The organism is Roseivivax isoporae LMG 25204 (genome assembly GCF_000521865.1).
In the GTDB taxonomy this organism is placed as follows: domain Bacteria; phylum Pseudomonadota; class Alphaproteobacteria; order Rhodobacterales; family Rhodobacteraceae; genus Roseivivax; species Roseivivax isoporae.
The window spans coordinates 89,083-102,691 of the sequence record NZ_JAME01000017.1 but is presented as its reverse complement, the minus strand read 5'-3'; the positions used below and the strand labels follow the sequence as shown (position 1 = coordinate 102,691).

General features: G+C 67.3%; 16 protein-coding genes and 1 pseudogene. 8 read left to right on the top strand and 9 right to left on the bottom strand.

Annotated features, from left to right (window positions below; translation table 11 throughout):
- Nucleotides 1-133: 133 nt before the first annotated feature.
- Nucleotides 134-1,051 (bottom strand): NAD(P)/FAD-dependent oxidoreductase, encoded by a 918-nt coding sequence (locus RISW2_RS12400; protein ID WP_043771532.1) that lies wholly within the window; start codon nt 1,049-1,051, stop codon nt 134-136.
- A gap of 128 nt (nt 1,052-1,179) precedes the next feature.
- Between RISW2_RS12400 and RISW2_RS12395 the strand changes: the two genes are divergently transcribed.
- The gene (locus RISW2_RS12395; protein ID WP_051491996.1) at nt 1,180-1,665 is read left to right on the top strand and encodes an RrF2 family transcriptional regulator; all 486 of its coding nucleotides are present in this window, start codon (nt 1,180-1,182) and stop codon (nt 1,663-1,665) included.
- A 151-nt stretch (nt 1,666-1,816) separates the two neighbouring features.
- Here the strand turns inward: RISW2_RS12395 and RISW2_RS12390 are convergent, their stop codons facing one another.
- Nucleotides 1,817-2,023 (bottom strand): ParD-like family protein, encoded by a 207-nt coding sequence (locus tag RISW2_RS12390; RefSeq protein WP_043771529.1) that lies wholly within the window; start codon nt 2,021-2,023, stop codon nt 1,817-1,819.
- A gap of 115 nt (nt 2,024-2,138) precedes the next feature.
- Between RISW2_RS12390 and map the strand changes: the two genes are divergently transcribed.
- Entirely contained in the window at nt 2,139-3,011 is an 873-nt protein-coding gene (gene map, locus RISW2_RS12385) for a type I methionyl aminopeptidase (RefSeq protein ID WP_084615377.1), read from the top strand.
- A 130-nt stretch (nt 3,012-3,141) separates the two neighbouring features.
- Here the strand turns inward: map and RISW2_RS12380 are convergent, their stop codons facing one another.
- The gene (locus RISW2_RS12380) at nt 3,142-3,777 is read right to left on the bottom strand and encodes a TetR-like C-terminal domain-containing protein (RefSeq protein ID WP_043771525.1); all 636 of its coding nucleotides are present in this window, start codon (nt 3,775-3,777) and stop codon (nt 3,142-3,144) included.
- A gap of 56 nt (nt 3,778-3,833) precedes the next feature.
- Here RISW2_RS12380 and RISW2_RS12375 point away from each other — a divergent pair, with 56 nt between their 5' ends.
- The 3 genes from RISW2_RS12375 to RISW2_RS12365 all read left to right on the top strand — a co-directional run bounded on the left by RISW2_RS12375 (nt 3,834) and on the right by RISW2_RS12365 (nt 5,709).
- Nucleotides 3,834-4,280 carry a nuclear transport factor 2 family protein gene (locus tag RISW2_RS12375; RefSeq protein ID WP_043771522.1) on the top strand — a complete coding sequence of 149 codons (447 nt, stop codon included), beginning with the start codon at nt 3,834-3,836 and terminating at the stop codon, nt 4,278-4,280.
- Nucleotides 4,273-5,106 (top strand): ergot alkaloid biosynthesis protein, encoded by an 834-nt coding sequence (locus tag RISW2_RS12370; protein ID WP_043771519.1) that lies wholly within the window; start codon nt 4,273-4,275, stop codon nt 5,104-5,106. The genes RISW2_RS12375 and RISW2_RS12370 overlap by 8 nt, the downstream gene beginning before the upstream one ends.
- Nucleotides 5,107-5,397: 291 nt before the next feature.
- Nucleotides 5,398-5,709, top strand: coding sequence for a MazG-like family protein (locus RISW2_RS12365; protein ID WP_043771512.1), 312 nt, complete (start codon nt 5,398-5,400; stop codon nt 5,707-5,709).
- A gap of 86 nt (nt 5,710-5,795) precedes the next feature.
- Here the strand turns inward: RISW2_RS12365 and RISW2_RS12360 are convergent.
- A pseudogene (locus RISW2_RS12360) lies at nt 5,796-6,188 on the bottom strand (IS5 family transposase); the annotation flags it as partial.
- Between the two features lie 225 nt (nt 6,189-6,413).
- Between RISW2_RS12360 and RISW2_RS25480 the strand changes: the two are divergent.
- Nucleotides 6,414-6,674, top strand: coding sequence for an alpha/beta hydrolase (locus tag RISW2_RS25480; RefSeq protein WP_051491995.1), 261 nt, complete (start codon nt 6,414-6,416; stop codon nt 6,672-6,674).
- Between the two features lie 72 nt (nt 6,675-6,746).
- On the opposite strand, the gene RISW2_RS12350 is transcribed toward RISW2_RS25480, so the two are convergent.
- On the bottom strand, nt 6,747-7,055 hold the full coding sequence (locus tag RISW2_RS12350; protein WP_051491994.1) for a hypothetical protein: 309 nt from the start codon (nt 7,053-7,055) through the stop codon (nt 6,747-6,749).
- Nucleotides 7,056-7,139: 84 nt separating this feature from the next.
- Nucleotides 7,140-8,123: an SH3 domain-containing protein gene (locus tag RISW2_RS23535; protein ID WP_051491993.1), complete on the bottom strand. Its 984-nt coding sequence runs from the start codon at nt 8,121-8,123 to the stop codon at nt 7,140-7,142.
- A gap of 207 nt (nt 8,124-8,330) precedes the next feature.
- Between RISW2_RS23535 and RISW2_RS12340 the strand changes: the two genes are divergently transcribed.
- Nucleotides 8,331-8,837 (top strand): hypothetical protein, encoded by a 507-nt coding sequence (locus RISW2_RS12340; protein ID WP_156943839.1) that lies wholly within the window; start codon nt 8,331-8,333, stop codon nt 8,835-8,837.
- 19 nt (nt 8,838-8,856) lie between these two features.
- Here the strand turns inward: RISW2_RS12340 and RISW2_RS12335 are convergent, their stop codons facing one another.
- Together RISW2_RS12335 and RISW2_RS12330 are read right to left on the bottom strand one after the other, a co-directional pair.
- Nucleotides 8,857-9,864, bottom strand: a complete 1,008-nt coding sequence (locus RISW2_RS12335) for an AraC family transcriptional regulator (protein WP_043771506.1) — start codon at nt 9,862-9,864, stop codon at nt 8,857-8,859.
- A gap of 299 nt (nt 9,865-10,163) precedes the next feature.
- Complete coding sequence (locus tag RISW2_RS12330) at nt 10,164-10,346, bottom strand: phosphatase PAP2 family protein (protein WP_043771504.1); 183 nt, start codon at nt 10,344-10,346, stop codon at nt 10,164-10,166.
- A 530-nt stretch (nt 10,347-10,876) separates the two neighbouring features.
- Between RISW2_RS12330 and RISW2_RS12325 the strand changes: the two genes are divergently transcribed.
- Nucleotides 10,877-11,767 (top strand): LysR family transcriptional regulator, encoded by an 891-nt coding sequence (locus RISW2_RS12325; RefSeq protein ID WP_043771502.1) that lies wholly within the window; start codon nt 10,877-10,879, stop codon nt 11,765-11,767.
- 12 nt (nt 11,768-11,779) lie between these two features.
- Here RISW2_RS12325 and RISW2_RS12320 read toward each other — a convergent pair whose 3' ends face one another.
- The gene (locus RISW2_RS12320; protein ID WP_051491992.1) at nt 11,780-13,519 is read right to left on the bottom strand and encodes an extracellular solute-binding protein; all 1,740 of its coding nucleotides are present in this window, start codon (nt 13,517-13,519) and stop codon (nt 11,780-11,782) included.
- Nucleotides 13,520-13,609 lie beyond the last annotated feature (90 nt).

The window sequence follows — 13,609 nt, the reverse complement described above, 5'->3', positions numbered from 1 at the left end:
GGACTCCAAAGGGAGCAGGTCATGGGGCCAACGACCGCGCAGGACAATGCCGCAGGGCAGCCGCCGTGTTCATGTGCGCGTGACCACGGCGTCGGGCGCCAAACCTGCCTCGAGCCACCCCGGCAACTTAATGTCAGGCTCCGGCGGTGAGGTCCGGATCGAAGATCAACGAGCGGTGCGCCGCGCCGCCCGCCATCACTCCCGCCGCCGCGGCAAGCGTCGCGTTCGGCATGGGGCTCGCCAGATCGCCGGCGGCGAAGACGCCGGGTAGACTGGTTGCCTGCATCGCGTCGACTGCAAGATGGGGACCGGTCGGTCCGTCCCTCGTTGCACATCCCAGTTGCGCGGCGAGATCGCAGGACGGTGCGGTCCGCGGGGCAGTGAAGAGGGCTGCCAGCGCAGTCTCGCGCCCATCGGCAAGGCGAACCGCGTCAAGACCGGTGCCGGCGCCCACCAGCTCCGTGACGGCGACGTCCTCGATTGCAACCCCGCGAGCTGCAAGCGCTGCGCGCTGCTCCGCGGTCGGAAGCAAGATACCTTGGGTGAATAGCGTGGTCGGTCCCCAGTCCGGCAGCAGCATCGCTTGGTGCAGCGCCGTTTCGCCTTGTGCGAGGACGCCGACGGGTTGCCCACCCAGCTCGTAGCCGTGGCAATAGGGACAGTGGAGGACCGAGACGCCCCAGCGCTTGGCGAGGCCCGGGAGTTCGGGCAGCGTGTCGCGAACACCGTGGGCAAGGACGAGCCGGCGGGTGGCCAGGATCGTTCCGTCGTCCAGCGAGATGCGGAACCCTTCGCCGTGGCGCGCCGCTGCACTTGCTCTCGCGTTGCGGATCTCGAACGTGGGATAGGCGGCAAGCTCTCGCACGAGGTCGTCGCGGATCGCTGCCGGGCGGCGGCCGTCTTGTCCTGGAAAGCCGTGTGACGTCGCGGCGAAGCGGTTGCGCGGGGTGCCGGTGTCCAGGACCAGCACCGAGCGCCGCGCGCGGGCAAGCTGCATCGCGGCCGAAAGGCCCGCAAAGCTGCCACCGATAATGATGACATCGTGGTCCATGACGTTTCCTGCTTCTGCCTAATCGTATTTTTCAGAGTTACGTGATTCGACCGCTCCCCGCAAGACACGGAACTTTTCTTGTTGCGTGAGGGGTGCTAGAGGCGACTGTCAGCCAAAGAGAGAACCCGATGCCCCGCGACCTTCGCATGTCCCGAATGCTGCACGTCCTGATCCATCTTGATCGGCATGTGCCGCGCGCGACGTCGGAACAGATCGCGGTCATGGTCTCGACCAATGCGGTTGTCGTGCGGCGCATGATGGCCGGACTGCGGGAACGAGGGGTCGTGACGTCGGAAAAGGGGCATGGCGGCGGCTGGCAACTCGCTCGATCGCTGGCCGACATCACATTGCGCGACGTCTATTACGCCGTGGGCCGCCCGCCGCTCTTCAACGTGGGCACCGGGGCGGAACCGGCGGACTGTCTCGTCGAGACGGCGGTCGACGCGCAACTCGATAGCGCGTTGCGGGACGCCGAGGCGCACCTGTTGGCGCGCTTTGCCGAGATCAGCGTGGAGAGCCTGGCGCAGGATTTCGAACGTCGCTTTGCGGCGTTGCGGAATGCGCCCATGAGGGCCGATGATGCACCATGCACGGGGCCGGGCACCAAAACCTAGCAGGCTGCGAGCCCGGCAGGACCAGGCATGGCGGCGCCTGAAATCCCGTGGTGTTGGTCCGACGAGGGCGTAAAGTCACTTTCGCTTGGCTGTTCGCACGATCAGGCGTGTTGAACGCGTCTCTGCGAACGAACGAATGAAGCCTGCTGTCTCAGGCTGCATCGATAACGGGCGCGTGGACATCGGCCGCCTCGCGTTGCCGCGCCATGATCTCGGTGAATGACAAGGTCGGGTTCGCTTCGGCTAGCATCCCGACCTTCATCCAGAACTCTGCTTGAGCGTTGATCGAGCGGCACATCACGCCGCTCGACTTGCGCAGCTCCTCGTGCAGGTCGTCGGCAATCTTCACGATACCCATTCACACCGCTCCCGTTTGAGGATATACGATTCGTATATACTTCATATATGCCGGATCGGCATACGTCAATCGAACGCTGGCACCCTCGCGCCGCGTCCGTCGGAAAGGACATCTGTTGGATCGCTATATCGACGTTTCTGTCGCGCCTCCCGCCCACAGCGCCAGAAGGACGGAGAGCATCAAGCTCTATGGCGAGGATGCCTTTGCCGGCATGCGTCGTGCCGGAGCCCTGACGGCAAGGTGTCTCGACGAGGTGGCCGGGCTGATCCGGGGCGGAACCCAGCTCTCCGAGGTCAACGCGTTTGTCCTCGACTTTGCTGCAATGCACGGCGCGCGTCCGGCGACGCTGGGCTACAAAGGCTACGAATACGCCTGCTGCACGTCGGTCAACCATGTGGTCTGCCATGGCTTTCCAAACGGCAAGCGGCTGCGGGACGGCGACATCGTGAACGTCGACGTGACACTCGTCCTGGACGGCTGGTATGGGGATTCCAGCCGGATGTATGCGGTTGGAACGCCGGGCAGGGCCGCCGAACGCCTGGTCCGCATTGTTCACGAGGCAATGATGCGGGGGATCGGAAAGGTGCGGCCCGGGGCGCGTCTCGGCGATATCGGTCACGCCATCCAGAGCTACGCGGCGTCCGAGCGATGCTCTGTCGTGCGCGAATTCTGCGGCCACGGCATCGGCCAGGTCTTTCACGATGCGCCCAACATCCTGAACTTCGGCAGCCCGGGCACCGGGCCCGAACTTCGTGAGGGCATGATGTTCACGGTCGAGCCCATGATCAATCTGGGTCGCGCCGAGGTGAAGATGCTGGCAGACGACTGGACGGCCGTGACCCGTGACAGATCGCTGTCCGCACAGTTCGAACACTCGATCGGCGTGACCGCAGAGGGATACGAGATATTTACGCTCTCGCAGTGCGGGCTCGATGCGCCAGGCGTCGAACTCCGGGCCGCAGCCTCCCCGTCCGCCGGCGCAAATTGACGAAGAGGTTGAAGATCGAGGGGCGGACGCACCAGCAACGGATCACCGATGCTTGTCAACCGAGTGTTGACGACACACGGATGACGCGCTGGCCGCGGGCGGCGTTCAGAGAGATGCGATCATGCACGTCCTACAGTGACGCGTGGTGCCTGTTTGCGGCCTTCAGACCCGCCGTTATCACTTGGGTCTGCAATGCCAGGTCGTCGCGGGAAGGCGTTACACCGCGAACGACCATACGCCAGTAGAGCGGCGCGAGGAGCAGGTCGAGTGCAAGTTCCCTGTCGATCCGCGCGGGGAGCTCATCCCGGAGAACGGCGCGCTCCAGCACCTGCTCGGCCTGCTTGCGGCGTGCTTCGGCCACGCGGTCGTTGATCGCGCGCATTTCGTGCGAGCGGGCTGCTTCTGCGTGGAGATCCGGGAGGATCCGGCGGACGAGCGGATGACGCAGCACCGCTCGGGCTCGAAGCAACAGGGCGAAGATGTCTTCCTCCAGCGTCGGGTGCTCTGCCTCCGGCAAGGCGATCCGCACACCGAGGGCCGAGATTGCCGCCTCGGCGAAGGCCAGGCGTGACGGAAACCGCCGATAGATCGCGGCCTTGCCGGCGCCGGCGCGTGCCGCGACCCGTTCGAGGCTCAGTGCGCCAAAGCCGCGCTCGGCCCATTCCTCGAAAAAGGCGCGATAGAGCGCTTCGGTCAGATCCGCGCGCTGCACGGCCGCGCCGGACGGCTTGCGCCGAGATTTTTCGTCGGAACGGTTGCGTTCCATTCGTGGTGTTCCTATTTGGTCGATACGCTTCCGTTCCAACCATAGGGGCCATTCTCATGAAGGACAAGTTCGACAGTTTTTCAGGTCTTCTGCGCGGTGCGCTTGACGACCGGGTTAAGGCAGGGTCCGAGTTAACGGATCTGTTCACCGATGACGTCGTCTTCGAGTTTCCCTATGCGCCCGAGGGCCTACCCCGGCGGCTGGAAGGCCTGCCAGCCCTCGCCGATCACCTGTCGCGGATCGGTCCGATGCTGGAGTTGGCCCACTTCACGCTCCACGCAGTCCATCCCGCCGGAGAAACCGTGGTGCTGGAGTTTTCCTGTCAGGGCCGGGGTGTCGCCACGGGGCTGCCGTACGACCAGGATTACATCTCCGTAGTTGTCCTTCGCGATGGCCGCATCTCTCGGTACCGCGACTACTGGAATCCTCTCGTCGTGCTTTCGGCGCTCGGCGGGGCGCACGCCGCTGCGCAGTCTTTCTCGGGGGATGCGCTTTATGGCTGACCGCATTTTGGTTATCGGCGGCACGGGAAAGACAGGGCAGCGGGTCGTCAAGCGCCTCGGCACGACCGGGTTCGACGTCGTGGTTGGCACTCGCAGTCCCGTAAACCCCGAAGACCGATACTTTGCCTGGGGAGACTCGGCCTCGATAGCGGCCATCGACGACTGCTCATCGGTCTATATCGTCGCGCCGACGGATCGCACCGATCATCTCGATGTCATGCGACCCATTCTTGAGGAGGCGATGGCGCGCGGCGTGGATCGTTTCGTCCTGCTCAGTTCCTCCCTGATCGAGCGAGGTGGACCGATGATGGGCGAAGTGCATGACTGGCTGGCCCACACCGCCCCCGAATGGGCAGTCCTGCGGCCCTCGTGGTTCATGCAGAACTTTTCCGATGGCGCTCATGCACGCACCATTCGTGATGAAGATGCGATCTACAGTGCCACAGGGCGCGCTCGGGTGGGCTTCATCGACGCTGACGATATCGCCGCCGCGGCCGTTGCCTGCCTGGTCTCGGCGGAACCGCTCAACGACGAGCGGATCCTGACCGGCCCCGAGGCCATTGGCTACGATGATGCTGCGGGCATCCTGTCGGACGTGGCCGGTCGCACGATCCGGCACGTCTCGCTCTCCAAATCCGAGTTGACCAATCGGTTCAAGGCGCAGGGTCTGCCATCGGATTACGCAAACATTCTCGCGTCGCTCGACGAAACGATCTGCAGCGGCATCGAGGATCGAACGACCGACGGCGTCACGGAATTGACAGGCCGAGCGCCCGGTTCATTTCGAGAGTTCGCCGAAGAGCATCGGAATAATTGGCTGAAGTGACGTCGAGCCACCGTCAAGGCGTCCCCTGCGTATCTCGGGAACGCCGCTGGAGGCGAGACGAACGCTTGGCCGAAACCATTCCTGTCGACGACGCAATCCAAGCTTTCTTGACCTGCGCGGCACGTGACACCAAGCCTTTGGGTCAATGTCGTTGCCCGGTTGGAACCGCGGACCTGCGCCTGTCGATGGTCGAAGACCTTGTTGGCTGCAGACCGCCGGAGGGTCGTCGCGGTTGCCGTGGCGACGAATACAAGAAACAGTTTCCGCACATGAATTCAGGAGTGGTTCTTCATGACGACAGCACACGATCCCGTGGCGGATTTCCTTGACGCGCACGGCCTGAATTGTCGGATCGAAGAGCGTCTGCTCGACATCTCGAGTGAGCTCGGCGAGGTAAGCAAGGAGGCACTGAAGTCCTCTGGATACGGCAATCGGCCGACGGTCGTTTCGGACGACATGGCCGAGGAAATCGCGGATCTGCTCTTCAGCGTTCACGCGCTGGCCGTCGAGGCCGGGCACAGCCCTGCCGACCTGCTCGAGAAGGCCATCCGCAAATACGAGCGCCGGATGGCCGATAAGGGCGACGCTGGATCTGGCAGGTAAGAAAAGGATCGAGGGTACGAAGGAGGAAGTTGGACGGGCTAGCCTCTCTGACCCGCCAAACTTGAGCCCGATTTCCTCGATCTAGGTCATGTTGACAAAAGGCGGAGCGAAAGCCGGATCGACGTAATGTCGATGGAGCCCAGGAAACTCGCCGCAGTCTCGTCGTAACGGGTGGCGACCCGGCGGGCATTCTTGAGCCTGTTGAAGCAGCGTTCGACCAAGTTACGCAGCCTGTAGAGGGAGCGATCCACGCCGACGCGCCTTTTGCGAGAGTTCCGCATTGGTATCACTGCCAATGCATTGCGCTGCTCCATGGTTCTGCGAATGCCGTCCGCGTCGTATCCCCGGTCGGCCAGCAAGACGCTCGGAACGGGCAGGTTGTCGGCCATCACCAGATCGAAGCCGACGTAGTCCGACGTTTGGCCCGGCGTGATCTCCGTTCTCATGGGCAGGCCGTGCGCGTTGACGAGAAGGTGGATACAGGAACGTCTCACCAGAGAGATAAGAGGGGGTTCGCCTGTCTATTGACACGCGATGCATTGTGCAACAGAACTGCATCACATAACGAGGTGCGGATACCGCATTTACATAGATATCAGATACTTGCGCTGGATCGATTGTCCAGCTGGGGATCCTACCACCCCAGCCATCACGCCAGAAGCCCGGATCAGGTTCCCTGCGAGCGCGTCCCGCAGCTGACGTGCATGCAGCGCGTCGTGCTGACAAACGCGACCGGAGCCCTTCTGCCGCTTGTCCGCCAGCGCCTGCTGATCATGCAATCGCGGACGGATCACGTTGTGGCGCCGGAGAATGCGAGACACATCGCCACGCGGGTCGCATCGGACGACATCCGGCTCGTATGGCTTCGGCGGTCGTGGCATGTCGCGACGCTGGACCACGATGCGGACCGGATCGCGGCGCATGTCGCGGCCTTCGTCTCGGAAAGCAGAACGCCCGTCCGCTAGGACGCCGGCGCATGCCCGTCTGCCTCGGCCCGCGGGTCGGGAAGTGGCCGACGACCCGCGGGACTTGCTGTCTCAGAGGGCGCCCTCGTCGGTGGTGGACTGGATGCCGGCGGTCGTGCCGTCGCGGTAGCCGATGCACCGCCACGTGCCCGAGGGGCCGACCCGCAGGTTCACCTCGGTTCCCGCCTCGGAGAAGTACGAGCTGACAACCGAGACGTCGGGATTTCCTGTCGTCGCGCGGACGTCGCGGATGCAGGCCTGCCGCGCCACTGCCTCGTCCGGGTTGCCGGGCGCCGTGGTCTGGACCGGGTCCTCGAGGCAACCTGCCAGCAGGGGCAGGGCCATGACGGCGGCCGCGAGGGCGAAGGGTCGTCTGGGCATGATGTTCTTCTCCTCTCTGAAGGGCGGGATGGTGCGGGCGCGCGTCACCGCGCGCGTGTCGGGAGACGGGCGGCCACGCTGCCGTCATCCCCCCGAGATGACAGCTTCGGGGATGGTGTAGCGCTCCTCCCCGACATCGACCGTGAAGCGGTTGCCGGTGACCGCGAAGCGGACCGGGGCGGCGCTGTCGGCGGTGACGGGCGCGCCGCTCTCGAACAGGATGTGGCGCTCGGTCCCGTCGGGCAGCGCGATCCAGATGCCGGCATTTCCCGGCCCGTCGCGCACCACGCCGAAAGGACACGTGCCCGGCGTCGCCTTGGGTGTCGGGGCGCAGGGCAGGAGGCCCGTCGCGTCGAAGGGCACGCCGTTTCCGGCCGGTCCGCCCTCGGGCATCTCGGGCGCAGGCGGGGCCGCGGTTTCCGTCAGGTGGCGGCCATCGACCCAGCCCTGCAGGCCGGAGCCGGAAACGCGGATGCTGCACCAGCGCACCGTTCCGGTCAGGCGGCAGCCGCGGTTCTGCAGCACGTCGCCGGATCGGGTGAGGCCCGACACGGCGTACCGCGTGTCGGGGCCCGCGTGGACCTCGAGGGTGCCGTCGCCGCCCGGGTCCGCGACCTGCCACCAGTCGGGCCCTCCGGCCAGGCCGTCGGCGACATCGGCCCCGCGCAGCAGGATGCCGAGCCCGTATTCCGCGGTCTCGTTCCTGCGCGCCGCGCTGCGCATCAGGCCGAGGCGCACCACGTAGGTGCCGTCGCGGGGCAGGGGAACGTCCGCGACCGGGCCGAGGACCGAGCCGATGAACAGCGCCTCCTCAGACCCTTCGGGCAGGATGTTGAAGGACAGCGCGGCGTTGGAGGTCGACAGATCCACCGCGAGGACCTGCCCGGCGGCAGCGGCAACGCGGTAGTCGACAGCCTCCTCCCCGGTCAGCATCCCCTCGATGACGCTGCCGCGGCGGGCGTCGGCTTCGCTCACCTCGAAGACCGGAAGCGTCTGCGCGGCACTGATGGACGCGAGCGCGAGGATGGCGGCGGCAAGGCGCGGGAGCTGGAGGCAGACGCGGCGCAAGAGGGGGCTCCTTCGATCGGGCTGGCCGGGGCGTGCCTGAGGCTACGCGCCCGTTGGCGCCGCGCTATCCGAAAGACGAAACGGCGGACGCGATGTCGTTTCGCGTTGCGGATAGCGGGCTGCGCCCCCGGCCCCTCAGGATCGCGTCGCGGGGGCGCGCAGGAAGCCGGTCCCGCGCCCGGACACAGAGAGCCCAGAGGGAGCCCCATGCCCAGCCGTCGCCCCGCCGTCTTGCCCGCGCTCGTCGCGCTGTTCCTCGCTCCGGCACTGCCGGTCCCTGCCCAGGTCGTGGTGGAGGCCGGCATGGCGTCCCACTGCGCCGAGGCCGCGGCCACCGAACTCGGCGTCATGATGAACGACGTGTTGACCCTGCCGGTGGAGCGGTCGGGGGGAACCTACCATGTCTACGGACAATATCCCGATTCGGGGTCGGATCTGACGCTGTTCGAATGCCAGTACGATTCCGGCCGGTCATTCCTCGGCATCAGCCTGCAGGGGCACCAGGGCCATCACGGCGATGCGGTCGGCGGCGTGCCGCGGGCGGCGCAGCGTGCCTGCACCGACATGATGGGTCGTGCCGTGACGATCGAGCAGGTCTCGGCCCTGCGCCCCGGCTTTCACGAGATCATCATGAAGGAATCCGACGGGCCGCGCCGCGTCGCCTGCACCGTGGCCGACGATGGCACCCTCGAGGACTGGGTCGAAATGAACTGAGGCGCCGTCGGCCGTCGCCTCATCGGCGCCGGCGTGCCAGCGTTTCGCTCGGCTTCTCGCCGAAGGTCCGCGCATAGGCCTGGGCGAAGCGGCTCAGGTGGTAGAAGCCGCTTTCCATCGCCACCGAGGTCACGTTGTCGTCGCGGGCGCAGTCCAGCAGCCGGCGGCGCGCCTTGTCGAGCCGGATGCGGATGAGATGCTCGCGCGGGCTGACGCCGTCGTGCACCTCGGCGAAGGCGAGCTGCAGGCTGCGCAGGCTGACGCCGAGCGTGGCCGCGATGGCAAGCATCGACACCGGGTTGTCGCTCTCGGCGTGCATGATCTCTTCCGCCTGGCGGACGCGGTGATAGGCGGGAAAGATGCGGCGTGAGGCTGTCCGCGCCGCCATCGCACCGATGAGGCCGCACAGCTGTTCGTCGACGAGCGCCCCGATCTCTTCGGCCACCCGCGGCGGAACGGACCCCGCCGGTGGCCGGAGCAGGTCGTCGATCAACCGGGGGAGGGTGCGGCCGAGCAGCTGGCCGGGCTCGCCGGCCAGGTCCATCCCGTCCCGGCGCAAGACCGTGTCCGCCGTGGTCTCGGCCGCGCGCGCGAGGTCGTGCAGGCGCGCGATGGGCACCTGGAGCGTCGCGGCCGCGAAACGCGGATCGGAGCCGGGGCCCGCCGGCGTTTTCGGCACGTGCGGAGTGCCGGGCCGGGCGACGGTGTGGCGCTCCGTCGGGCGGAAGGCCATCGCGGTTCCGGCCGGCACCGCGTACTCGGTGCCGGCGATCCGGATGTCGAGACGCCCCTCGCGCGGCAGCAGGACCGTCAGGGTCTCCGCCTCGCGGAGCGCGATCGCGTGACCGGTGGACAGGACGCGACCGAGCGTCGGCCCCTCCGACCCGAGCGTCACCAGCTCGGTCGTGAGGACGCCGTGACTGTGGGAGAGGACCAGCTCGACGCTGTCCGAGAACATGATCGACCGCTCGCACCTGCTGTCTGCGGTCACGCGCTGGAAGCGGTAGGTCGGCTGCCTGTCGATCATGGCGGGTTACCTCGAGACACCTGAGGAGCGCGCGGAGATGCCGGGGCGGATGCCTCCGTTCGGGCAGCCGCCCGCACGCGCGGGCGCCTCCTCCGGGACAGCTTCCGGATCGAAGAACAGACGCGCTGCGCCCGCCGGTCAAGATGGATCTCGCATTCCGGATGGTCGCGGGAGAAGGGCGGATGTCGGATCGGGGGCGCCGTGCGACCCGGAACCGCCGGAGAGCAGGAGGCGCCCCCCGGGCGGCCTTCGGTCCGTCGCGCGGCCCGCGTGTCCGGTCCACGGGCGGCCGGCCCCCGTCAGAAGCCGGACCCGTCGGCGCGCGCGAGTGCGATGGCGCGCCGGTCCACCTCGTCGGCGATCTCGCGTCCGGCGGCCACGTGGCTGGAAAAGTGGATGCCGGCCCGGACGCGGGTGTTGCCGGACGCGTGACCGAGCGCCGTCAGCACCTCCGCGTCGCCCGGAAAGAGGTGCGCCAGCACCGGCGCCGACGTCGAGTAGCACGCATGCGCCGCGGTACAGGTCGGATGGTTTGGCGTCCGGAAGACGGTCTGGAAGGCCGGATCGAACTGTACAGGACGGAGGGACCAGTAGGCATGGTTCGCGTCGCAGCAGGCGACGCCCGCGTCGTGGAACGCCAGGTTGAGCAGCGCGTGGACCCGTGTCGCCCGGGGGCGCGTCCGGTTCCCGCCGTATTCGAACAGAAGTCGCCCGGCCTGGCTGGTCCAGTACTCGAAATTGCGCAGGCCACCGACGGCGGCTTCCCGCGGTGGCGTTCGTCAGCGGTGTCCGTTCGAAACCGCGCAGCACCTCCATCTCGGCCGCGCGCTCTGGCGAAGCGTGCGCGGGCGCGCGGGCATCGCGGGTTCCGGTCAGGGCATGCAGTCGGGCCCCTCGATCCGGTCCGCCGACTGACGGCGCGCCGGGACAGAATGGATGTCCTGCGCCCATCGGCCGCGTGCTACACTGCAGGGACTGGACAAGAGTTCGTTCCGCAAACGGGAAGAACGGTTTGGATCGCCTGCGCGCCATGGAGGTCATCGTCGCGGTTGCCAATGCCGGGGCCTTTGCGGCGGCCGGGGCGAAGCTCGGGATGTCGCCGCCGGCCGTGACCCGGGCCGTTGCCGCGCTCGAGGACAGGCTCGGCGCGCGGCTCCTGAACCGCACGACCCGCCGCCTGAGCCTGACGGAGGCCGGCGTGCGCTATGTCGAGACCACCCGCCGCCTGCTGGCAGAGATCGAGGCCGCGGAACGGAGCGCGGGCGGCGCGTCCTCGGCGCCGCGCGGGCACCTGACCGCGACCTGTTCGGTGATGTTCGGGCGGCTGCACCTCGTCGACCTCGTTTCGGCCTTCCTTCGGGAACAGCCCGCGCTCACCGCGTCGGTCACCCTGCTCGACCGGGTCGTCGACCTGGTGGACGAAGGCGTGGACGTGGCGGTGAGGATCGGGGCGCTGCCCGATTCCTCGCTCGTCGCCGCGCGGGTCGGCCAGACGCGGCGCCTGCTGGTCGCGGCGCCCGACTACCTCGCGCGGCGCGGCAGGCCCGAGCGGCCCGAGGACCTCAAGGCGCACGACATCATCGCGTTCTCGGGCCTCATGCCGGGGCAGGATCTGTCCCTGACCGCCGGAAGTGGCCGCAAGGCGACGATCGCGCTGTCGCCCCGGCTGCGCCTGAACGACGCCGCCGCCGCGATCGACGCCGCCGAACGGGGCGACGGCATCTGCCTCGTCTTGTCCTACATGGTGGCGCGCCAGGTGCGCGACGGCCGGCTCGTGCCGGTGCTCGAGCGGTTCATGCCGCCGGCGGTCCCGATCCAGATCGTCTACCCGCACGCCAGGCTGCTCGCCCCGAAGATCCGCGCCTTCGTCGACTTCACCGCGTCGCACCTGCGGGCGGAATAGGCCACCGCGGGGTCAGCGCCATCGCCCGCCGAGGCGCATCACCTTCTCGCAGCGCGCCTGTGCGTCGCGCAGGGCGGCCGCCGGCATCTTGTTGCGCAACAGCATCGTGTGCACTTCCTCGCCGAGGATCCGCACGAGGTCGTTGAGTTCCGGCACTGCCGGCCGCGGCCAGGCCTTGAGCTTGCCGGCCCGTGCGAAGCGGTCGACCACGGGGATGATCGGCCGGCTGTGGGCGACGGCGGGATCGTTGCAGACCGAGAAGCGCGAGCTCACCAGCGACCCGTTCTCGATGTAGAGCTTGGTCGCGGCCGGCGAGGTCAGTGTTCGCGCTGCCTGCCAGGACGCGGCGAGGCGGTTCTCCCGGAGATTGGCGGGCAGGCAGAGATGCCAGCCGCCAAGCGGCGCGATGCTCTCGACGCCTTCGGCCGAAGGGTGCAGCGCGTATCCCGTCCGGCCATGCGCGGGCGATGTCGGGTCGTTCTCGAACATCGGCATGATCTGGGTGTAGCTGTAGGCCATCGCCGCCCGGCCGTGGAAATAGCATTGCGCCCGCTCGTACCATGACATCTGCAGCACGTTGTCGGGCGACACGGCCAGGAGCTCGATCAGGAAATCCGCCGCCTCCCGCGCCTCCGGCGTGTCGAGCATCGGGCGCCGGTGGTGGGGCTGCAAGTCCTGGTCGCTGAAGCCGGCGGCGGTATGCGGCAGGTTCAGGATCGGCTGACCGAAATCCGCCATCAGCATCATGAAGGTGGTCCCGACGGGCGTGCCGCGGGCGCCGTTCCAGCAGATCCCGTTCAGCCCGGAAACCGGATCGTGCAGCGCCCGCGCCGTTGCCAGCACCTCCCGGGGCGTCCGGGGCGGGGCGAGGCCGCGTTCGGCGAAGATGTCGGTCCGGTAGATCAGGAGCTCCGGCGTTGTCTGCACCGGCAGCCCGTAGAGAACGCCGCCCGGACGCGCGGAATTCAGTGCCTCGGGATGGAAGTCGGCCAGATCCGTCTCGGATTCCACGAGATCGGAGAGCGGGTGCAGCGCGCCCTTGTCAGCGAGTTCGGCCATCCAGGCGAGGTCGCAGGTGACGATGTCGACCGTCGAGTGCGGTCTGCGGGCATTCTCGAGGATTTCGCGTCTCAGCCGGTCGATCGACAGCGCGCGGACCTCGATCGTCGTGCCGAAATGCATCTCGAACTGCTGCTTCACCTTCTGCATCGCAAGGAAGGCCGGATCGGCGTGCAGCAGCAGGCGGAGGCCCCCCTTGAGGTCCAGCTTTTCGCGCATGACCGGCAACGGCGGAATGATCGAGCCGGAAAGGTAGGACGCGCCAAAGAAGTACTCGGTGCCCTGCGGCAGCCCGAACGCGGTGCCCACGAGGGACTTCATGCGCCGTGCGTAGTCGAGCCATTGTCGGATCAGGTCCGGCGACGGATGCAGCGAGTAGGTCTTGCCGCTACGGGTGCGCGGCCGCCGATGGATGAGCCCGCGTTCGACCATGTCCTCGATCATCCGGTGCGCCGTGCCGCGAGGTAGCCCCGAACTGGCGATCAGCGACGACGGGGTTTCGAGCCGTCCCTCGATATGGCTGCGCAAGAGCTGCACCATCACCGGCATCTCGCGCAAAGGGCCGATGCCGAGGCAGGTCTCGGTCTCCGTTCCGATCCGCGCGACGAAGTCCAGAAAACGGGAGAGTTCGTGGCCGGACATCTCCTTGTAGCCGAGGCTGGCCTCGGGCGCGGTACGCGCATTTTGTTTCATTCTGGACGAAATGGGACCGGCTTTCGCTGTGGGCTCCCCCAGTGCATCTCACGACTTCCTGCAATCCCCAAAGGTTAACAGCACATTCGT